This window comes from Streptomyces sp. JNUCC 64, from assembly GCF_054484115.1.
This window is the reverse complement of the sequence record NZ_CM137015.1, coordinates 6,802,878-6,822,900: the sequence shown is the minus strand read 5'-3', so window position 1 is coordinate 6,822,900 and position 20,023 is coordinate 6,802,878. Positions and strand designations below refer to the sequence as shown.

Below are 20,023 nucleotides of genomic sequence, written 5' to 3'. Positions count from 1 at the left end.
TCGGGCGCGCCCGCCCGGCTCTCAGAGGATGCCGAACAGGAACCCGGCGCCGAGCACCACCAGGGAGGTGAGCGCGGCCCATTTCACGGTGAACCGGGTGTGATCGCCGAACTCGACCTTAGCCATGCCCACCAGGACGTAGACGGCCGGGACCAGGGGGCTCGACATGTGGAGCGGCTGACCGACCAGGGAGGCCCGGGCGATCTCCAGCGGGGGCACCCCGTGGGCGGCGCCCGCCTCGGCGAGGACCGGGAGGATGCCGAAGTAGAACCCGTCGTTGGACATGAAGTACGTGAACGGGATCGACAGCACACCGGTGACCAGGGCCATCTGCGGGCCCATCCAGTCGGGGATGGCGGAGACGACGGCCTTGGCCATGTCGTCGACCATGCCGGTGCCCTGGAGGACGCCGGTGAACACGGCGGCGGCGAAGACCATGCCGGAGACGTTCAGGACGTTCTCGGCGTGGGCGGCGATCCGGGCCTTCTGGTCCGGCATGTGCGGGAAGTTCACCGTCAGGGCGAGGGCGGCGCCGAGGATGAAGAGCACCGGGATCGGCAGCAGCTCCATGATCATGGCGGTGAGCAGGGCGATGGTGAGGCCCGCGTTGAACCAGTAGAGCTTGGGGCGCAGGGTGGCCCGGTTGGGGTCGAGGACGTGGAAGCCCTCGTGCTCCTCGTCGTCGTCACCGGCGGCGGTGGCGGCGGAGCCGGTCGTGGCGCCGGAGCCGGTGCCCTTGACGGTGCTCTTGGCCGCGCCCTTGCCCTTGCCCTTCTCGCCGCCCGCGCCGACCAGGACCTTCTCGTCGGTGGTCTCCCCCTCGATGACCTCGTCGAGGGAGAGGTAGCCGAGGCGCTTGCGCTCGCGGCGGCCCAGGACGTAGGCGAGGGCGAAGACGGCGAGCAGACCGACGGCCAGGGCCGGGATCATCGGGACGAAGATCTCGCTGGCGTCGAGCTTGAGGGCGGTCGCCGCGCGGGCGGTGGGGCCGCCCCAGGGCAGGGTGTTCATGACGCCGTTGGCGGTGGCGGCGATGCCGGTCATCACGACCAGGCTCATCCCCAGCCGCTTGTACAGCGGGTACATCGCCGAGACGGTGATCATGAAGGTGGTGGAGCCGTCGCCGTCCAGCGAGACGATCGCGGCGAGCAGCGCGGTGCCGACGACGATCCGCAGGGGGTCGGCCTTGGCGAACCGCAGGATCAGCCGGACGATCGGGTCGAAGAGGCCGACGTCGATCATCACCCCGAAGTAGACGATGGCGAACATCAGCATCGCGGCGGTGGGCGCGAGGTCGCCGATGCCCTCGATGACGTAGTCGCCGAGGTTCGCCCCCTTGCCGACGAGCACGCAGAACAGAGCGGGGATGAGGACCAGCGCCGCGATCGGCGAGACCTTCTTCATCATGATCAGGACCAGGAAGGTCGCGATCATGGCAAAGCCGAGGATGGTCAGCATGAGTGGATTACCTAACGTTCGCCCTTGAACCGTGTGGCTCTCACACCAGGGCCTGCGGTCAGCAGGACGTTAGGTCGCGCGGCAGGGAGTTAACAAGATGTTGACATGAGAGCAATAAGCGCGAAAGTCCAGGTCACGACGGGATGACCGTGAGGCGTACGGGGAGCGCGTTGAGCACGGCGGTCCCGGACAGGGGGTCGAGCAGGCTGCCGTCGAGGAGCCGGTTGACGTTCACACCGGGATTCGCGGTGGCGATCCGCAACCGGGTGCCGGACCGGTCGTGGCCCCAGCCGCGCGGCAGACTGACCACTCCGGGGCGGACCGAGTCGGTGATCCCGACCGGCACCTCCACCGTCCCTCCGGAGCCGGTGACCCGGACCCGGTCGCCGTCGGCGAGGCCGAGGCGTCCGGCGTCCTCCGGGTGGACGTGGAGGTCGCGGTCGCGGGAGCCGCCGCCGAAGCCGGGCACGTGGTGCAGCCAGCTGTTGCCGGAGCGCAGATCACGCCGTCCGACCAGGACGAACCCGCCGGGCCGGTCGTGCCGGGCGAGGGCGAGCCGGGTGAGGTCGGCGACGATCGGCGGCGGCAGCAGTTCGACCCGGCCGCTGCGGGTGGCGAGGGGCTGCGGCAGCCGGGGGCGCAGCGGTCCCAGGTCCACCCCGTGCGGGGCGTCGAGCAGCCGGCGCAGGGTGAGCCCGTCGGGCCGGGCGCCGAAACCGTCGCCGTAGGGGCCGAGGCGGAGCATCAGGTCGAGGCGGCGTTCGGCCCCGCAGGCGCCGTGCAGCTCGGCGGCGAGGGCCTCGGGGTCCCGGGCGTGGACCGGGCCCGAGGGGTCGGCGACGGCCTGCCGGAGGGTGGTGCCGACGACGAGGGCGTCCACCTCCGAGGGGTCGGCGCCGTGGCGTCCGGTGGCGGCGAGGACCAGCCGGGCGTGGATCTCGGTCTCGGCCATCGCGCCGGGGTCGAGGGGGACGGCGGGACGGCTGTAGCGGGCCTGGTTGCGCACCGCGACCATGTTGAACGCGAAGTCGTAGTGGGGGCTGCGCGAGGGCCTCGGCGGGGGCAGCACGACATGGGCGTGCCGGGTGGTCTCGTTGAGGTACGGGTCGACGCTGACCATGAAGTCCAGCCCGGCCAGGGCCCGGTCGAGGCGGTCGCCGCCGGGGGCGGACAGCACGGGGTTGGTGGCGCTGGTGATCAGGGCCCGCAGCGGGCCGCCGCCGAGGCCGCCGGGGACGCCCGCGCCGGGGGTGTCGATCTCCTCGGAGAGGGCGGCGATCGGCAGCTCCCCCTTGACCTCGGGGTGGCCGCTCACCCGGCTGCGCCAGCGGCCGAGGGGGAAGCCCCGGCCCGGTCCGGCGGGGCGGGGCGGCCGGTCGGTGGCGGACTGGGGGAAGAGGGCGCCGCCGGGACGGTCGAGGTTGCCGGTGAGGACGTTGAGGACGTCGACCAGCCAGCTGGTGAGGGTGCCGAACAGCACTCCGCTGCCGATGCGGCCGTATACGGCCGCGGTGGGCGCGGCGGCCAGTTCCCGGGCCAGGGCCCGGATCGTCGCGGGCGTCACGTCGCAGGCGTCGGCGACGGCCTCCGGGGTGAACTCCACCAGGGCCCGGCCGACCTCGGGGACCTGGCTGACGTGCGGGGCGAGGTGGCGGAGGCGGACGAGGCCCTCGGCGAACAGCACGTTGGCCATGGCGGCCAGCAGCAGGGCGTCGGTGCCGGGGCGGATGGGGACGTGGCGGTCCGCGAGACGGGCGGTGCGGGTGCGGCGGGGGTCGATCACGGTGAGGGTGCCGCCCCGGGCGCGCAGGGCCTCCAGCCGGCCGGGGAAGTCCGGGGCGGCGCACAGACCGCCGTTGGACTCCACGGGGTTGGCGCCGAGGAGGAGCAGATGGTCGGTGCGGTCCAGGTCGGGCACCGGGACGGCGTGGGCGTCGCCGAAGAGGAGGCCGCTGGAGACGTGCTTGGGCATCTGGTCGAGGGTGGTGGCGGTGAAGAGGCTGCGGGTGCCGATCCCGTTGACCAGCAGCGGCGGGTAGAGGACGCCCGCCACGGTGTGGACGCCGGGGTTGCCGAGGACCACCCCGACGGCGTTGGGGCCGTGGGTCTCGATGACGGGGCGCAGCCCGGCGGCGACGGCGTCGAACGCCTCGTCCCAGCCGACCTCGACCAGTCGTCCGGCCTTGCGCAGCAGGGGGCGGGTGAGCCGGCCGGGGTCACCGTCGACGCTGCCGAACAGGGCGCCCTTGGGGCAGATGAACCCGCGGCTGAACACGTCCTCGCGGTCTCCGCCCGCGCCGGTGACGGCGGTGCCCTCGATGGTGAGGGTGAGTCCGCAGGTCGCCTCGCACAGCGGGCACACCCGCAGGGCGGTCCGGGGGGCTCCGGGCACGGGGGACGGTGACGCGGGGGACGTTAAGGACCCTGACGGCATGGGGACTCCACGGTGCGGAACGGCACTCGGCGGGCAGCGGTCCCGTAGAGCATACCGACTGGTATGGACCAGTGGGGGAGTCCCGTCACATCCTTCACCCGGCACACCGCCACACCACAAGTCCCGGGCACTGCGGGGAAGTTGGCCGGACTCGGCGAGCGACCCGGGGAACCGGGTGCGACGCCTTGAGCCCGGGGACGCGGGGCGCGCATCCCTTGCGCGAGCGGGGGCCGAATCCTACGGTGGTACAGAGGAATGGCTGAACGAGGGAGTGCCGATGAGCGGGGACGCCGCCCGGGAGACCGCCGGAACACTGACCTATCTGACCGGGTTCGGCAACGAACACAGCACCGAGGCGGTCCCGGGCGCGCTGCCGCTGGGCCGCAACTCGCCCCAGCGCGCCCCCCTCGGGCTGTACGCGGAGCAGCTCAGCGGCAGCGCCTTCACCGAGCCCCGCGCCGACAACCGCCGCACCTGGCTCTACCGGATCCGGCCGTCCGCCGCGCACCCCGCCTTCCGCCCGGTCGGCAACGGCGCCCTGCGCACGGCGCCCTTCACCGAGACGGTGCCCGATCCCAACCGGCTGCGCTGGGACCCGCTGCCCGCGCCCGCGCCCGGCACCGACTTCCTGTCCGGGCTGTGGACGCTCGGCGGCAACGGCGACGCGGCGAGCCGGTCGGGGATGGCGGTGCACCTCTACCACGCCAACGCCCCGATGGACCGGGTGTTCAGCGACTCGGACGGGGAGCTGCTGATCGTCCCCGAGCGCGGCGGGCTGCTGCTCCGCACCGAGCTGGGACTGCTGGCGGTCCGGCCCGGCGAGGTCGCGCTGGTCCCCCGGGGGGTGCGCTTCCGGGCCGATCCGCTGGACCCGGCGCCCGGCGGGGAGGCGTCCACGGCGCGCGGCTACGTGTGCGAGAACTACGGGCGCCCCTTCCAGCTCCCCGAGCGCGGCCCGATCGGCGCCAACGGACTGGCCAACGCGCGGGACTTCCGGGCGCCGGTCGCCGCCTACGAGGAGTCCGAGGGCCCCGTGGAGGTGGTGAACAAGTTCTGCGGGAACCTGTGGACCGCGACCTACGACCACTCCCCGCTGGACGTCGTCGCCTGGCACGGCACCCACACCCCGTACGTCTACGACCTGCGGACCTTCAACGTCATCGGCTCCCTCAGCTATGACCACCCGGACCCGTCGATCTTCACCGTGCTCACCTCGCCCTCGGACACGCCCGGTCTGGCGGCGGTGGACTTCGTGGTCTTCGCGCCGCGCTGGCTGGTCGGGGAGGACACCTTCCGCCCGCCGTACTTCCACCGCAACGTGATGAGCGAGTACATGGGGCTGATCGAGGGCGCCTACGACGCCAAGGCCGGGGGCGAGGGCGGGTTCGTGGCGGGCGGCGGCTCCCTGCACAACATGATGTCGGCGCACGGGCCGGACCGGGAGACCTTCGACCGGGCGAGCGCCGCCGAGCTGGTGCCGCAGCGGATCGACGACGGGCTTGCCTTCATGTTCGAGACCCGGTGGCCCGTGGTCGCCACCGCCCAGGCCGCCCGCGCGGACCACCTCCAGCGCGGGTACGACGATGTGTGGCAAGGTCTGGAGCGCCATTTCCCGCACCACCTCTGACGGCGCGTCCCCGGGGCCGCCGCACCGGACGATTCGGAGACGTCGTGATCGCTTTCGCCCCGGACTCGATCGTCCTGAACCGCAAGCTGCCCCTGTGGTACCAGGTGTCCCAGTCGCTCAGGGCCTCGATACTCGGGCGGGACCCGGACGCCCCGCTGCGGCTGCCCACCGAGGAGCGCCTCGCCGCGCACTACGGGGTCAGCGTGCTCACCATGCGCCAGGCCCTGAAGGAGCTGGAGGACGAGGGGCTGATCAGCCGCCACCGAAGACGGGGCACCTTCATCGAACCGGCCGCGCGGCGGGGGGCGCCGGTGCGGCTGCTGGGGTCGGTGGACGCGATCGTGGCCCAGCAGTCGGGGATGACGACCCGGCTGCTGGAGCACGGCCGGGTCCCGGTGCCCCACCCCTACGCGGACCTCTTCCCGGACCTCACCGAGGTGGCCACCTACCACCGGCTGCGCAGCGACGAGGGGACCGGGGAGCCCACCAACCACGCGCGCAACTACGTCCGTCCGGAGCTGGCCGACCGGATGGACCCGGCGGACCTGGAGCGCTGGCCGATGACCAAGGTGCTGCGGGACGTGGCGGGCGCCCGGATCGGCCGGATCACCGACACGGTGGAGGCCCGGCTCGCGGACCCGGACACGGCACGGCTGCTGGACGTGCCGCTGCTCAGTCCGATCCTGCACTACACGGGGGTGATCCACGACGAGGACGGCCGGGTGCTCGACCTCGCGGTGATCCACTACCGGGGCGACCGGTTCTCGTTCACCGTCAGCCTGGACGCCCATCCGCCCGCCTGAGCCACGGTGACGGCGCGCACCGGCCGGGGAGGAGCCGGTGCCACGGCGCGCGCGGGACGCACCACCGCGCGAACGACGGACGGGAACGGCGGCAACGACGGGAACGGGGACGGACCCGCCGGTCGGGAACACCGGGCGGGCACGCCGAAGGAAGCCGGGGGCGGATCGAAGGGCACACGGCCCGGGCGCGGGGCGCACGGGAAGGACGGTGCCGGGGACGCTCCGGGGCGCCCTCGCGGCCGACGGGTCGTGTGCCTCGGTGGCGGCTAGTGGCCGCCGAAGAGCGAGCGGCGCAGTCGGCGCAGCGGGGCGAAGAGCGACACGCGCCGCACCCGGGCCCCCCGGCCGGTCGCCTCGTGGGCGGTGGTGCGCGTGGTCAGCTCACGCATCAGCAGGGTGGCCTCGGCCGCCTCGCGCTGCGGTATGGCGGGCCCGCCCAGCACCGCGAGGTGCCGGTCCAGACGCGTACTGGTCGCGCTGCTTCCGCATGTGATGGCAGGGACGCGCGCCCTGCCACGGACTGTCATCGGTTCCATTTCTCTCCCCACCCGTACGAGGGCACCCGGCCCGGGCAGGGTAACCCTATCTCCCCACCGTCACACCCCGGTATCCCGCCTCCGGTGACACGCCAGGCGACACCGGGACGCACACCCGGAGGGGTGTCGCACCAACCGTCCCACCCGGCGCACCGACCCGCGCGCGCCCCTCCTCTTTCACCACCTCGCGCGCAGTGATCCGGGCGGTCGGGTCCGGGGGTTCCCGGAGGGTCGCCACCCGGCGCGGACGGCCTTACTTTGGGGACGTCGGACGCGGTGAAGGGGGACGCGGGTGGCCCGGGGACCAGACGGCACGGACCACACGGACGGTACGGACGGCGACGACGGCGCGGGCCGCGCCCACGGCACCGGCGCGGACGGCCCCGGGAACGGCGGTGACGGCGCGGGGGGCGGCCGGATTCCGCCCGTCGAGGTGGTCGGCGGCCGTTACCGGCTGCTGTCCCCGCTCGGCGAGGGCGACACGGGCACGGTGTGGCTGGCCCGGGACGAGGCGCTGCGCCGGGACGTGGCCGTCAAGGAGGTACGGGCCCCCGCCGGACTGGGCGTGACCGCCACGGCCCGGCTGTACGCGCGGGTGGAACGCGGGGCCCGGGCGGCCGCCCGCATCACCCACCGCGGGGTGGTCTCCGTCCATGACGTGGCGCTGGAGGGCGGGCGGCCCTGGATCGTGATGGAACTGGTCCGGGGGCTCTCACTGGCGGACGAACTGGGCGCCGAGGGGCCGTTGCCCGCCCGGCGGGCGGCCCGGATCGGCGCCGAGGTGCTGGGCGCGCTGCGGGCCGCGCACGGCGTGGGCGTACTGCACCGGGACGTCAGACCGGGCAACGTCCTGCTCGCCAACGACGGCCGGGTGACGCTGTCCAACGTGGGGATCGCCACCACGGCCGGGGGCACCTCGGCGCTGACCCGGGCGGGCGAGATCACCGGCTCCCCCGAGTACCTGGCCCCCGAGCGGGCGCTGGGCGGGCGGGCGGCCCCGGAGTCGGACCTGTGGTCGCTGGGGGTGCTGTTGTACGTGGCGGTGGAGGGGCGTTCGCCGTTCCGGCGGGGCACCCCGGCGGACACCCTGCGGGCCGTGGTGGACGAGGAGCCGCCGGCACCGCTGTCCGCCGGGCCGCTGGCGCCGGTCATCGAGGGGCTGTTGCGCAAGGACCCGGCCGCACGGATGACGGCGGACCAGGCGCAGCGGGCGCTGCGGCTGGTGGCGGCGGGCGGCGGGCCCGTCGGCGGGACGGGCGCGTCCGGGGCGTCGAGCGCGGCCGGGGCGTCCGGCACCTCCCCGGGTCCTGACGGGACGGGCGGCACGGGCGGGCCCGGTGGGGCGGGACGGGAGGGGGCTGGCGGCAACGGCCCGGCCCCGGTCGTCCCGGACCCCGACACCGGGGCCACGGCCTCCGGGCGGCGGCGGGGGTGCGGCGCCCTGGTGCTGACGCTCGTCACCACGGTGGTGCTGGTCCTGGTGGCGGGGGCGCTGGCCGTCGCCGCGGCGCGCTGACCGTCCGCGGGGAAACACCGGGGGCCCGTCGGACGACGGGCCCCCGGTGCCGCGCCGGACGGCGCGGGGTCAGACGGCGGAGGTCAGGGCGGGCAGGTACCCGCCGGAATGACCGGCCGACTTGGGGTGGTACGACTCGCTGATGTTGAGCAGGTTGACGCTGTGCAGCCAGGAGTCGCCGGAGCAGATCTCATGTCCGGTGAACCGTCCGGCCACGTCCGCGTAGGCGAAGCCGTGGTCGGCGGCGCGCTTGGCGGTGACGTCGTTCAGCAGGTCGGCCGCGGAGTTGATGGCCCCGCGCTCCCGTTCGGAGAGCCCCGCCACACAGTTGCCGTTCAGCTGGTAGAAGCGGGGGTAGCCGAGGACGACCACCCGGGCGGCGGGCGCCCGGTCGGAGATCGCCCGGTAGAGCGTGTCGAGCCGGGCGGGGAGCGTGCCGTTCACATAGGAGCGGGCGCTGGCGATCCGGGCCAGACAGGTGCTCTCGGAGCTGGTGACGCAGGTGGTCATGACGTCCGCGAAGCCCGCGTCGTTGCCGCCCGCGGTGAGGCTGACCAGCCCGGTGGCACGGCCGAGCGGGCCGAGTTGCTTCTCCAGGACGTCGTTGGTGCGGGCGCCCGCGCAGGCGGTGAAGTCGAAGGAGGAGGGAGAGTGGGCGGCCGCCCAGCGGGCGGGGTAGGCGCGCTGGGTGCGTTTGCAGGAGCCGCTCGCGCCGTCGTACGCGCCGGCGCCGAGGCCGGAGGAGTACGAGTCCCCCAGGGCCACGTAGCCGGTGGCCGCGGCCTGGGCCGGGGCGGCGGCGGTCAGGGTGAGTCCTGCGGCGACGAGGAGCGCGACGAACGCGGCCTTGGTCGCCTTGAGTCGGGAATGTCTCATGGAACCTCCCTTTAGCAGGAAATCGGCGGCGACCGCGGCACCGGACGACCATCCGAATGGATGTGTTCATGACAGTCTTGCGGTTCTCCTTCCCGGAACCGCCGTGGCTGACGCTCCGGGCGTCCGGTTACCTTCCCCGACCATCGAATGACGCACCGTCACCGCGCCTTTCCCTGGATGCACAAGGAGCACCACACGGCGCGTGCGCCACCAGACCGGCGCACATGATTCCGTTCACGCCCCATGGCTCCGGGGCGCGACCGGGGCCGCCGGACCGGGCGCCAAGGAGGTCGCGCCCCTCCGCCGGGCCGGTGCCACCTCATCCGGAGGAACCCTCAAGTGGGCTCGCTCCCAAGGAAGTTCGCCCCGTCCGCGCGCCCCCCGGAACGCTCCCCGTGCCCGTCCGGACGTCTTGACCGCGCCCCGGCGGCTGGGCCACATTGAAGCCCCGCATCCGGCGCTTCGGGGGGAAAGCCGCCAATGCACACCACATCCGTCAATCCACCCGCTTCCGAGGACGACGACGAACCCGGTGGCCCGACCGCCGGACCACCGGGACCGCCCGGACCACCGGGACCGCCCGGACCGCCCGGACCGCCCGGACCGCCCCAACAAGCCGAATCCGCCGTACCAGCGGGATCGGTCGGATCAGTCGGAACGAGGAACGCGGCGCCCGTGCTCCTGGGGGCCGCGCTCGTGGTGGCGATGGCCGGAGCCGGGCTCGCCCTCGTCGACCGGCCGTCCCCGCTGCGCGCCCCGCTGGTGCTGTTCTTCCTGGTGGCGGCGCCGGGCGCGGCGTTCGCCGCCGTGCTGCGCGGGGTCGACCCGTGGAGCAGGGCGGTGGTCTCGGTGGCCGGGGCGCTCGCGGTCGACCTGCTCGTCGCCCAGGGCATGCTCGCCCTGGGCCGCTGGTCGATGGCCGGCGGGATCGTCACGGTGGCGGCGCTCAGCTCGCTCACCCTGCTGCTGACACTGGTGCGGCGGCCCTCCGGCCGCCCGGCGCGAAGGCGGACCCCCTGACGTGGACATCAGCGTGCACCGACCCGGCGAGCTCTCGGCGGCGGACCGCGCCGTGTGGACGGCGCTCCAGGAACAGGCCCCCGCGCACGGCGCCGAGGCCCTCGCCAACCCCTTCCTCTCCCCCGGCTTCGCCCTCGCGGTGGGCCGCCACCGGCGCGGGGTGCGGATCGCCGTGGTCCGGGAGTCCGGCGTCCCGGTGGCGTTCTTCCCCCACGAGCGGACGGTGGCCGGGGTGGGCCGGGCGGTCGGCCTCGGGCTCTCCGACGCCCAGGGCGTCGTCCACCGGCCCGGCTTCACCTGGGACGCCCGGGAACTGCTGCGCGGCTGTTCGCTCGCGGTGTGGGAGTACGACCACCTGGTCGCCGGGCAGGGGGGATTCGAGGCAACGGCGACCGGCCGCTTCGACTCCCCCGTGATGGACGTCGCCCAGGGCTATCCGGCGTACCTCGCCGGACTGCGGGAGCGGGCGCCGAAGTTCACCCGGACCACCCTCGCCAAGGAGCGCAGGCTCGCCCGGGACCACGGGGAACTGCGGTACGTCCACGACGAACGGGACCCGGAGGCCCTGCGGACCCTGATGGCGTGGAAGTCCGCCCAGTACCGCAGGACGGGACGGGCCGACCGGTTCGCCCGGGAGTGGATCACCGGTCTGGTCCGTCACCTCTTCCACACCCGCTCCCCCGGCTGCGCGGGACGGCTCTCGGTGCTCTACGCGGGGCGGCGGCCGGTCGCCGCGCACCTGGGGCTGCGCTCCCCCGGGGTCCTCGCCTGCTGGTTCCCCGCCTACGACCCGGCGTTCGCCCGTTACTCGCCGGGGCTGGTGCTGCATCTGCGGATGGCCGAGGGGGCGGCCGCCGAGGGGGTCGGCCACCTCGACCTGGGACGGGGCGACAAGGCGTACAAGGACGCGCTGAGCACCCGGCGGCTGACCGTCTCCGAGGGGTGGGTGACCCGGCGTCATCCGGTGGCGCTCGGCCACCGGGCGCGGCGCGCCCCGGTGCGCGCGCTGCGCGGCGCCGTGGTGTCCCGTCCGGAACTGTTCGCACCCGCCGACGCCTTTCTGAAACGCGTGGGGAAAATGCGGTCACGGGGATGAAAGGAAATGTGCGCACCGTGAACAGCGGGACGGAAATGCCCATTCATCCGACCGGGCGTCTCCGAACTCCCGAGAAAGTCAACCATATTCCCCAAAAGTGAGGACGGCCTTACCGGCCGTGCTCTAGAGTTCTCAGCGTCATTGCCGTCTCATCCGCTCGCCCCGGTTTTCCGCACACGGCCCGGGGGAGGGCCCAGTGCCCGGAACGCCGGCGGCGGGTAGCGCGGTAGGGGGGTGCCGTTCCCGGCGGACCACACGGGTCGCCGGGGAGGGATGCCGCGCGCCCACTCGTCTCACCCGCCCCGGCCCGACGGCGTTCCCCGCCGCGCGGCCCGGGCGGGAGCCCCCCTTTCGCACCGGGCACAGCACCACCGCTCACCAGCGGTCCACCGGACGAGAGGGAACACCGACATGAGTTCTTCTTCCGTGCGCCCCGTCGATCACCATCAGGGCGCCTTACCCCTGGCCTCCCACGAGGAGACCCGTTATCTTCCGGTCACCTCCCATCTCGCGATCACCCCTCGGGTGAGCGTGGTGATTCCCGCGATGAACGAGGCCGAGAACCTTCCGCACGTGTTCGCGTCCCTGCCGCACTGGATACACGAAGTGGTCCTGGTCGACGGGAATTCCACCGACGACACCGTGGCCGTCGCCCGGAGGCTGCGGGCCGACGTCACCGTGGTCCCCCAGACCGGCCGGGGCAAGGGCGACGCGCTGATCGCCGGGTTCGGGGCCTGCACCGGCGAGATCATCGTCATGGTCGACGCCGACGGCTCGGCCGACGGACGGGAGATCGTCAGCTATGTGTCGGCCCTGGTGTCGGGCGCCGACTTCGCCAAGGGCTCCCGGTTCGCCAACGGCGGCGGCACCGACGACATGACCCCGGTCCGCAGGCTCGGCAACCGGGTGCTGTGCGCGGCCGTCAACGCCAAGTTCGGCGCCCGCTACACCGATCTCTGCTACGGATACAACGCGTTCTGGCGGCACTGCCTCGACGAGATCGACCTGGACTGCACCGGCTTCGAGGTGGAGACCCTGATGAACATCCGGGTCGTCAAGGCCGGACTGCGGGTGCAGGAGATACCCAGTCACGAATACCTCCGGCTGCACGGCGCCAGCAATCTGCGGGCGGTCCGCGACGGGCTGCGGGTGCTGCGGGTGATCCTCCGGGAACGCTCCACCCGCCGGGCGCGCCGCCGGGCCCACCGGGACCCGGCCCGCGCGGTCCTCGCCGGTCCCCGGAACGGGGCGTCATGAGCGGCGGCCCGGCCGCCGGGGAGCACGGACCGGCGGGCGACGTCTCGGTGGTGATCTGCGTGTACACCGAGGAGCGGTGGGACGACATCCGGGCCGCCGTCGCCTCGGCGCGCGCCCAGTCGCTGCCGCCCCGGGAGGTGCTGCTGGTCGTCGACCACAACCGGGCGCTGCTGGAGCGGCTGTCGCGGGAGTACCCCGCGCACGGTGCGGCGGAGCCGTCCGGCGGCCCCGCCGTACGGGTCCTCGCCAACAGCGGGCCGCGCGGGCTCTCGGCGGGCCGCAACACCGGCATCGCCGCCTCCGGCGCGCCCGTGGTGGCCTTCCTCGACGACGACGCGGTGGCCGAACGCGACTGGCTGCGCTGGCTGGCCGCCGGGTACGACGACCCCCGGGTGATGGCCGTCGGCGGCCGGACCGTGCCCGCCTGGGCCTCCGGACGGCGTCCCGTCTGGTTCCCGGAGGAGTTCGACTGGATCGTGGGCTGCACCTACCGGGGGCAGCCGAGGGGCCGGGCCCGGGTCCGCAACGTCCTCGGCGGCAACGCCTCCTTCCGGCGCACCGCCTTCGAGGCGGCGGGCGGCTTCGCCACCGGCATCGGCCGTGACGGCGACAACCGTCCGCTGGGCTGCGAGGAGACGGAACTGTGCATCCGGCTCGCCCGGGCCCGGCCGGACGCGGTGCTGCTGATCGACGACCGGGCGGTCATCCACCACCGGGTGCCCGCCGCCCGGGAACGGTTCCGCTACTTCCGGTCCCGGGCCTGGGCCGAGGGGCTGTCCAAGGCGCTGGTCACCCGGAGCGTGGGGGCGGCCCGGGGCCTGGAGTCCGAACGCCGCTACACCACCCGGGTGCTGCCCGCCGGGATCGCCCGGGGGCTGCGGGACGCGCTGCTGGCCCGGCCCGGCGGGGCGGGCCGGGCGGGCGCCATCGTGGCCGGGACGCTGACGGCGGCCGGGGGGTACGCGCTCGGGACGCTGCGGGCCCGGCGCGGCGGGGCGGCCTTCGCCGTGCCGCCCGCGCTCCCCGCCACCGCGCCGACCGGCGGGGGCACCGGATGAGCGACGACGCCGGGCGGGCGGTGCCCGTCCTCATGTACCACGCGGTCGACCGCTCCCCCGGGCGCGCGACCCGGGCGCTGTCCGTCACCCCGGAGGCGTTCGCGGCCCAGATGGCGCTGCTCGCCGCGCGCGGCTGCACCCCGCTGACCACGGCCGGGCTCGCCCGGGTCTGGCGGGAGGGCGCCCCGCTGCCCGCCCGTCCGGTGCTGATCACGTTCGACGACGGCTACGCGGGCGTCCACCGGCACGCGCTGCCGGTCCTCGCGCGCCACGGCTTCCCCGCCACCCTCTTCCTGACGACGGGCTGGCTGCCCGGCCGTCACCACACCGGAGGGGAACTCGGGCCGATGCTCGACTGGGCGCGGGTGCGGGAACTGGCGGCGGCGGGCGTCGAGATCGGCGGGCACAGCCACACCCACCCCCAGCTCGACCAGCTCCCGGACCGGGCGCTCGACGGGGAGCTGGCCCGCTGCGCGGAGATCACCACGGCCGAACTCGGCGTCCGGCCGGTGTCGTTCGCCTATCCGTACGGGTACTCCGACCGGCGGGTGCGGCGGGCGGTGCGGGCCGCCGGGTACGCGCAGGCGCTCGCCGTCGGCAACGCCCTCGCCCGCCGGGCGCAGGGTCCGTACGCGCTGCGCCGGGTGACCGTGCGGCGCGCCACCGGGGCCGAGGAGTTCGCCCGGCTGCTGGACGGCCGGGGCGTCGTCCGGTGCTTCGCCCGGGACCGCGTCCTCACCCGGGGGTACGCGGTGGTCCGCCGTCTGCGGCGGCTGTACCGGACGGCGGCCCCGCCCGGGTACGGCGGGAAGGCGGCCCGCGCCCCCGTCTGACCACGGACCGCCCGCACCCCGTCCGGCCCGTACCCCCGTCCGGCCCGTCCGCCCGGAAGGCCCCGTACCCCCGCACCCCGTCCGCCCGGAAGGCCGCCCGCACACCCTCCCGTCCGCCCGGAAGGCCACCCGTCTCCGCGTCCGCAACCGGAAGGCCACCCGTACCCGTGTCCGAGACGACCGCCACCGTTCCGCCCCCCGCCGCCCCGGCGTCCGGTCCGCCGGAGCCGGGCGGCGGGGGCCCGCTGCTGCGCAACGCGTACGCGCTGATGCTCAACACCGGGGTCAGCGCGCTCCTCGGCCTCGGCTACTGGCTGGCCGCCGCGCGCCACTACTCCGAGGAGGCCGTCGGCCAGGGCTCGGCGGCCATCGCGGCGATGAAGCTGCTGGCCGGGCTGACGGCGGTGACGCTCACCGGGGCGCTCGCCCGGTTCCTGCCGGTCGCGGGCCGGGCCACCGGCTCCCTGGTGCTGCGGACGTACACGGGCGGGGCGTTGGTGGTGGCGGCCGCCGCCGCCGGGTTCCTGCTGACGCTCGGGTGGTGGGGGCCGTCGTACCGGTTCCTGGCGGAGCCGCTGGCGGGCGCCGGGTTCGTCGTCGCGGTCGTCGCCTGGGCGCTGCTCACCCTCCAGGACGGGGTGCTGACCGGGCTGCGCGGCGCGGTGTGGGTGCCGGTGGGCAACACCGTGTTCTCGGCGGTGAAGCTGGCGCTGCTGGTGGTGCTGGCGACGGCGCTCCCCGCCACCGGGGTGTTCGTCTCCTGGACGGTGGCCACCGCCTTCTCGGTGCTGCCGCTGGGCTGGCTGGTGTTCCGCCGGCTGGTCCCCCGGCACACGGCGGCCACCGGGGACCGGGCCCGGCCGCCGAGCGCGCGGGAGATCGGCCGGTTCCTCGCCGGGGACTCCACCGGCTCGCTGTTCTCGCTGGCCGTGGTGTTCCTGGTGCCCGTGATCATCGCCGCGCGGATCGACCCGGCGGACAACGCCCACTACTACGTGGCGGCGACCATCGGCGGCACCGTCGGGCTGCTCGCCGTCAACATGGGCGCCTCGCTCACCGTCGAGGGGGCCCACGACCCGGCGCGGCTGGCCGCCCACACCCGGGCCGCGCTGCGCCGGATGACCCGGATCATGCTGCCGGTGTGCACCGCCCTGTTCCTGGGCGCGCCGTACGCCCTCGGGGTGTTCGGCGGCGGGTACGCGGACGCGGCGACGGCGCTGCTGCGCTGGCTGGCGGTGGGCGCGCTGCTGCGGGTGGTGGTGGAGACGTACTTCGCGGTGCTGCGCGCCCGGAGCCGCACCGCGCCGCTCGCCTGGCTCCAGGGACTGCTGTGCGCCTTGGTGCTGGGGCTCACGCTCCTGCTGCTGCCCCGGGCGGGGCTCACCGCGGCGGGCATCGCCGAGGTCACCGCGCTGGGGGTGGTCGTGCTGATCGCCGCGCCCCGGCTGTACCGGGTGGTGCGGGGCGCGCCGGACGGCGGGCGGGGCGGCGGCGCGACGGGCGTCGCGGCGGCGGACGTCGCCCCGGACGGGGACCTCTCCGACCTGGGGGTGCCCGCGCTCGTCGCCCACCGGGGCCCGCCCGGCCCGGACGGCCGCCGGGTCCGCCGCCCGTCCTGGGCCCGGCCGCCCGCGCCCGTCCCGCCCCCGCCGTCCCCCGGGGGCGGGACGGGAACGGACGGCGGGGGGCGGCGGGGTGCGGGCCGCGCGGTCAGCGCGCTGACGGTCGCGCTGCTGCTCCTGGCGCTCGGGCTGTACTGGCTGCCCGCGCTGCGGCTGGACGAACGGGATCTGGACCGGATGGGCGGCCTGGGACTGGTCGAGGTGCTGCCGCCACCGGTCCTGGCGGGCGCCGCGCTGCTGGCCGTGGTGTTCGGGGGGCTGCTGGGGCGGCGGCGCGAGCACCGGTTCCCGCTGGCGTTGACGCTGGCCGCCACCGTGGTGTCGCTGCACGCGCTGCCCGCCGTGCTGGAGGACGAGCCCCGGTTCGCCACCGCCTACCAGCACCTGGGGTTCCTCGACCACCTCGACCGCACCGGGACGGCGGCGCCCGACCTCGACGCCCGCTGGAGCTGGCCCGGGTTCTTCGCGGGGGCCGCGTTCCTCGCCCGGGCGGCCGGGGCGGGCGATCTCACCGAGGTGATCCGCTGGTGGCCCACGGTCCTCCAACTCCTCTGTCTGGTACCGGTGTTCATGATCGCGCGGACCCTGCGGGCGAGCTGGCGGGCCCGGTGGGCGGGGGTCTGGATCTTCGCGCTGGGCTCCTGGGTCGGCCAGGACTACTTCTCCCCCCAGGGCTTCACCCATCTGCTGTACCTGGTGTTCGCGGCGGTCCTGCTGCGGTGGTTCCGGCTCCGGGCACCGGCGGACGGCACGGACGGGGCCCGGGGGCCGGACGGACGCGGACCCGGCACGGGGGTGCGGGATGGGCCGACTCCCGTCCCGGAGGCGCCGGGCGGGCGGGCCGCCGATGTGAAGGCGCCGGGCGGGCGGGTGCCGGGCGGGCTGGAGGCCACGCCCGCCACCCGGGGCCAGCGCGGGGCCCTGCTGGCGGTGCTGGTGCTGCTCTTCGCGGCGGCCGTCTCGGCCCATCAGCTGACGCCGTTCGTGATGCTGGGCGTGCTGACCGCCCTGGTGCTGGTGGACCGTGGTGAACTGCGCGGGCTGCCACTGCTGTTCGGGGTGATGGCGCTCGCCTGGATCGGCTTCCTGGCCGAGCCGTACTGGTCGGGCCACTTCGACGAACTGTTCGGCGGGGTCGGCGGGGTCGGCTCCAACGTCACCTCGTCGGTGTCCGGACGGATCGAGGGCGGCAGCGACACCCACCGGCTGGTGCTGTACGCCCGGGTCGCGCTCGCCGGGTCGGTGCTGCTGCTCGGCTGCGCGGGCTGGCTGCGGCGGCACCGGGCCGGGTACGCCGAACGCGCCCTGCCGGTGCTGGCGTTCGTGCCGTTCCTCGGTTTCGGCATGCAGTCGTACGGCGGGGAGATGGCGCTGCGGGTGTTCATGTTCGCGCTGCCGGGCGCCGCGCTGCTGGCCGGGCTCGCGCTGTTCCCCCGTACCGACCCGTCCCCCGCCCGGCCCGACGGCCCCGCCCGCCCCGGCGGCCCCGCGCCGCGCACCGCTCGCCGTCCGCGCCGGGCGGCGCTGGCCGCGCTGCTGGTGGGCACCGTGCTGCTGGGCGGCTTCCTGGTGGCGCGCTGGGGCAACGAGCCCTTCGAGCGGGTCCGTCCGGGCGAGGTCACGGCGATGGAGTACGTGTACGCGCACGACGAGCCGACCGCGCGACTGCTGTGGCTCAGCGACGACCCGGTGGTGAACGTGACCCCGGCGCTGCCGTGGGGCGCGCGGGACATGGCCCGGGTGACCTACGTCCCGGTACTGGCCCCGGTCGACCCGGAGCGGACGGCGGGTCTGGTGTCCGCGCTGCGGAAGGCGGGCCCCCGGTCGTACCTGATGGTCGGCGCCTCCCAGAGCGTCTCCCTGCGGCTGGACGCCGGGTACCCGGCCGGGTGGGACGCCCGGCTCCGCGCGAACCTCGACGAACGGCCCGAGCTGCGAAGGGTGTTCGCCCACCGGGACGCGGTGGTCTACGCCCTGCGGAAGCCCCCGCCCGGACCGGTGGCCCGCCCCGACCCGGGACCGCCGGGGCCCCGGGTGACCTGGACCCCCTGGTCGGTCGCCGGGGGCTGGGCGGCGCTCGCCCTGATCGTGCTGCTGGGCGGGGGGGAGGCGGTCCGGGTGGGCGTCCGGCCCGGGGCCCGGCGGACCCGGCTGCTGCGGATCGCCCTCGGCTGCGCGTTGCCGCCGGGGGTGGTGCTGGCGGTGTCGCTGGCACACCGGTTCACGACGCTGGCGTAGGGGCCCGCCCGGCCCCCGCCCCGGTCGGTCGTCCGGCCGTCCGGCCGTCCGGTCCTTCCGCCGTCCGGCCGGGCCGCCGTCCGGCGGTCCATCCGGTCGTCCGGCGGTCGGGCCGTCCGGTCGGTCGGGCCGTCGGGGCGGGCCGTCGGGGCGGGAAGGGGCCGTCCGGCGACCCGGGTCAGCGTTCCAGCCAGGTCGTCCCGTACCCCGGCAGCCGGACCGTGCGGCCGTCCACCCCGGCGGTGACCGGAACGTCACGGGTGTTGACCACGAGGACGGCCGTGTCGTCGGCGAGCACCCGCAGCCCGGACCCCGTCACGCGGACCGTCCGATAACGGGTGCCCGGCGGGAACTCCCGGGCGAACCGGGACAGCAGCCCGTGCGGGGGCAGCGGGGTGCCGCCGTCGGCGAGCCGGGTGGAACGCCACAGACAGCCGGGACAGTCGGCGCCCCGGCGCTGCGGGTTCCAGTAGAAGCCGCTGGTGGCACCGGACTCGGCCAGGGCGATCAGCGCGGCGGCGTGCACCGCGAGCCGCTCGCGCTCCGACCACTCCCGTCCGTCGGGCGCGTCCGGCGCGTCCGGCGCGTCCGGCTCGACGTAGTACTCCGCCCACCACAGCGGCAGGTCCCCCGTCCGCTCCCGGACCCACTTCCCCACGGCGGTGAACTTGGCGGTGGCCCCGAACGCGTCGGGCCTCAAGTCGTCGTCGACGGTGTAGCTGGACCCGTCCACCACCACGAAGTCGGCGCCCTTCTTGTGGGCGTTCCAGTAGGCGAAGGCGTCGAGGACCCGTCGGTCCAGGGCGCCCCAGGGGCCCCGGGGCGCGGGGGCCGCGCGGTGGTCGTCCGGGTCGACGCTGTCCATCACCAGATAGGGGCCGCCGACCCGGATGTCCCGGTCCACCTCCTTCAACGCCGTGTACACCAGGTTGTAGAGACGGGTGTACCCCTCGTGGTCCCAGCGGCCCCGGGCGTCGTCCCAGAAGCCCTTGAACTCGTTCCAGACGAGGAAGTGGCGGACCTCGGGGTAGCGCCGGGCGACGGTCGCGGCGAGGTCCGCGAAGTCCTGGAAGTGCTCCGGGAGGGGCGCGGTCTCCAGCGCCCGCCGGCTCCAGTCGGTGCGGTCGGCGCCGGGTTCGCCGCCCTTCATCCAGTCGGGGGCGCAGCACAGGGTGATCACCGGGGTGCCGCCGGTGGAGCGGACGAAGCCGATTCGGCTGTCCAGATCGGCGAAGTCGTACTGTCCCGGGACCGGTTCGGGGTTGCCCGCCCCCCAGCCCATCAGGTGCTGGTTCTGGGCGAGGGGCGGATCCGACAGCAACCGCCGCGCGCGGGAGACGGCCGCCGTCTCGCCGTGGTCGGCGCTGTACTGGGTGTGGGTGAAGCCCCAGCCGACTTCGGGGGCGGACGGGCCGCGCGGAGCGGCGGGGTCGCCGCGCACCCCCGCGCCGTCCGGGGTGGTGCTCCCGGCCGACGGTCCGTCACCGGACGGGGCGGCGGCCAGGGCCAGGGCGAGGACCAGCGCCGCCACCGCGCCGAACAGGGCGGCGGGCCGCCACCGCCGGGCCCCGGGGTACCGCTCGTGACGTGCCATCACCGGCCAGCGTAGCCAAGGCGTCCCGGGGCGGTCAGTACCCGTGCGGCGGTCG

14 protein-coding genes are annotated in these 20,023 nt (G+C 75.2%); 9 read left to right on the top strand and 5 right to left on the bottom strand.

Annotated elements, in window-relative coordinates; genetic code table 11:
• Positions 1–21 precede the first annotated feature (21 nt).
• Together ACVWNX_RS28170 and ACVWNX_RS28165 are read right to left on the bottom strand one after the other, a co-directional pair.
• Positions 22–1,458, bottom strand: coding sequence for a CitMHS family transporter (locus ACVWNX_RS28170; RefSeq protein WP_454410996.1), 1,437 nt, complete (start codon positions 1,456–1,458; stop codon positions 22–24).
• 133 nt (positions 1,459–1,591) lie between these two features.
• Positions 1,592–3,850, bottom strand: a complete 2,259-nt coding sequence (locus tag ACVWNX_RS28165) for a molybdopterin-dependent oxidoreductase (protein WP_454410995.1) — start codon at positions 3,848–3,850, stop codon at positions 1,592–1,594.
• 319 nt (positions 3,851–4,169) lie between these two features.
• Here ACVWNX_RS28165 and hmgA point away from each other — a divergent pair, with 319 nt between their 5' ends.
• Both hmgA and ACVWNX_RS28155 read left to right on the top strand, forming a co-directional pair.
• Positions 4,170–5,519 (top strand): homogentisate 1,2-dioxygenase, encoded by a 1,350-nt coding sequence (gene hmgA / locus ACVWNX_RS28160; protein ID WP_454410994.1) that lies wholly within the window; start codon positions 4,170–4,172, stop codon positions 5,517–5,519.
• Positions 5,520–5,563: 44 nt separating this feature from the next.
• Positions 5,564–6,322 carry a GntR family transcriptional regulator gene (locus tag ACVWNX_RS28155; RefSeq protein WP_454410993.1) on the top strand — a complete coding sequence of 253 codons (759 nt, stop codon included), beginning with the start codon at positions 5,564–5,566 and terminating at the stop codon, positions 6,320–6,322.
• A 266-nt stretch (positions 6,323–6,588) separates the two neighbouring features.
• On the opposite strand, the gene ACVWNX_RS28150 is transcribed toward ACVWNX_RS28155, so the two are convergent.
• Positions 6,589–6,858: a hypothetical protein gene (locus ACVWNX_RS28150; protein ID WP_454410992.1), complete on the bottom strand. Its 270-nt coding sequence runs from the start codon at positions 6,856–6,858 to the stop codon at positions 6,589–6,591.
• 292 nt (positions 6,859–7,150) lie between these two features.
• On the opposite strand from ACVWNX_RS28150, the gene ACVWNX_RS28145 reads away from it, so the two are divergent.
• Positions 7,151–8,374, top strand: a complete 1,224-nt coding sequence (locus ACVWNX_RS28145) for a serine/threonine-protein kinase (RefSeq protein ID WP_454410991.1) — start codon at positions 7,151–7,153, stop codon at positions 8,372–8,374.
• Positions 8,375–8,443: 69 nt separating this feature from the next.
• Here the strand turns inward: ACVWNX_RS28145 and ACVWNX_RS28140 are convergent, their stop codons facing one another.
• Entirely contained in the window at positions 8,444–9,250 is an 807-nt protein-coding gene (locus tag ACVWNX_RS28140) for an SGNH/GDSL hydrolase family protein (protein WP_454410990.1), read from the bottom strand.
• A gap of 675 nt (positions 9,251–9,925) precedes the next feature.
• Here ACVWNX_RS28140 and ACVWNX_RS28135 point away from each other — a divergent pair.
• From ACVWNX_RS28135 to ACVWNX_RS28110, 6 genes are all read left to right on the top strand, one after another.
• Positions 9,926–10,270 (top strand): hypothetical protein, encoded by a 345-nt coding sequence (locus ACVWNX_RS28135; RefSeq protein ID WP_454410989.1) that lies wholly within the window; start codon positions 9,926–9,928, stop codon positions 10,268–10,270.
• 1 nt (position 10,271) lies between these two features.
• Positions 10,272–11,366: a GNAT family N-acetyltransferase gene (locus ACVWNX_RS28130; protein WP_454410988.1), complete on the top strand. Its 1,095-nt coding sequence runs from the start codon at positions 10,272–10,274 to the stop codon at positions 11,364–11,366.
• 411 nt (positions 11,367–11,777) lie between these two features.
• Positions 11,778–12,623, top strand: a complete 846-nt coding sequence (locus tag ACVWNX_RS28125; RefSeq protein WP_454410987.1) for a glycosyltransferase family 2 protein — start codon at positions 11,778–11,780, stop codon at positions 12,621–12,623.
• Positions 12,620–13,681: a glycosyltransferase family 2 protein gene (locus ACVWNX_RS28120; RefSeq protein WP_454410986.1), complete on the top strand. Its 1,062-nt coding sequence runs from the start codon at positions 12,620–12,622 to the stop codon at positions 13,679–13,681. The genes ACVWNX_RS28125 and ACVWNX_RS28120 overlap by 4 nt, the downstream gene beginning before the upstream one ends.
• Entirely contained in the window at positions 13,678–14,514 is an 837-nt protein-coding gene (locus tag ACVWNX_RS28115; protein ID WP_454410985.1) for a polysaccharide deacetylase family protein, read from the top strand. The genes ACVWNX_RS28120 and ACVWNX_RS28115 overlap by 4 nt, the downstream gene beginning before the upstream one ends.
• 167 nt (positions 14,515–14,681) lie before the next feature.
• Entirely contained in the window at positions 14,682–18,374 is a 3,693-nt protein-coding gene (locus ACVWNX_RS28110) for a lipopolysaccharide biosynthesis protein (RefSeq protein WP_454410984.1), read from the top strand.
• A gap of 178 nt (positions 18,375–18,552) precedes the next feature.
• On the opposite strand, the gene ACVWNX_RS28105 is transcribed toward ACVWNX_RS28110, so the two are convergent.
• Complete coding sequence (locus ACVWNX_RS28105; protein WP_454410983.1) at positions 18,553–19,968, bottom strand: xylan 1,4-beta-xylosidase; 1,416 nt, start codon at positions 19,966–19,968, stop codon at positions 18,553–18,555.
• Positions 19,969–20,023 lie beyond the last annotated feature (55 nt).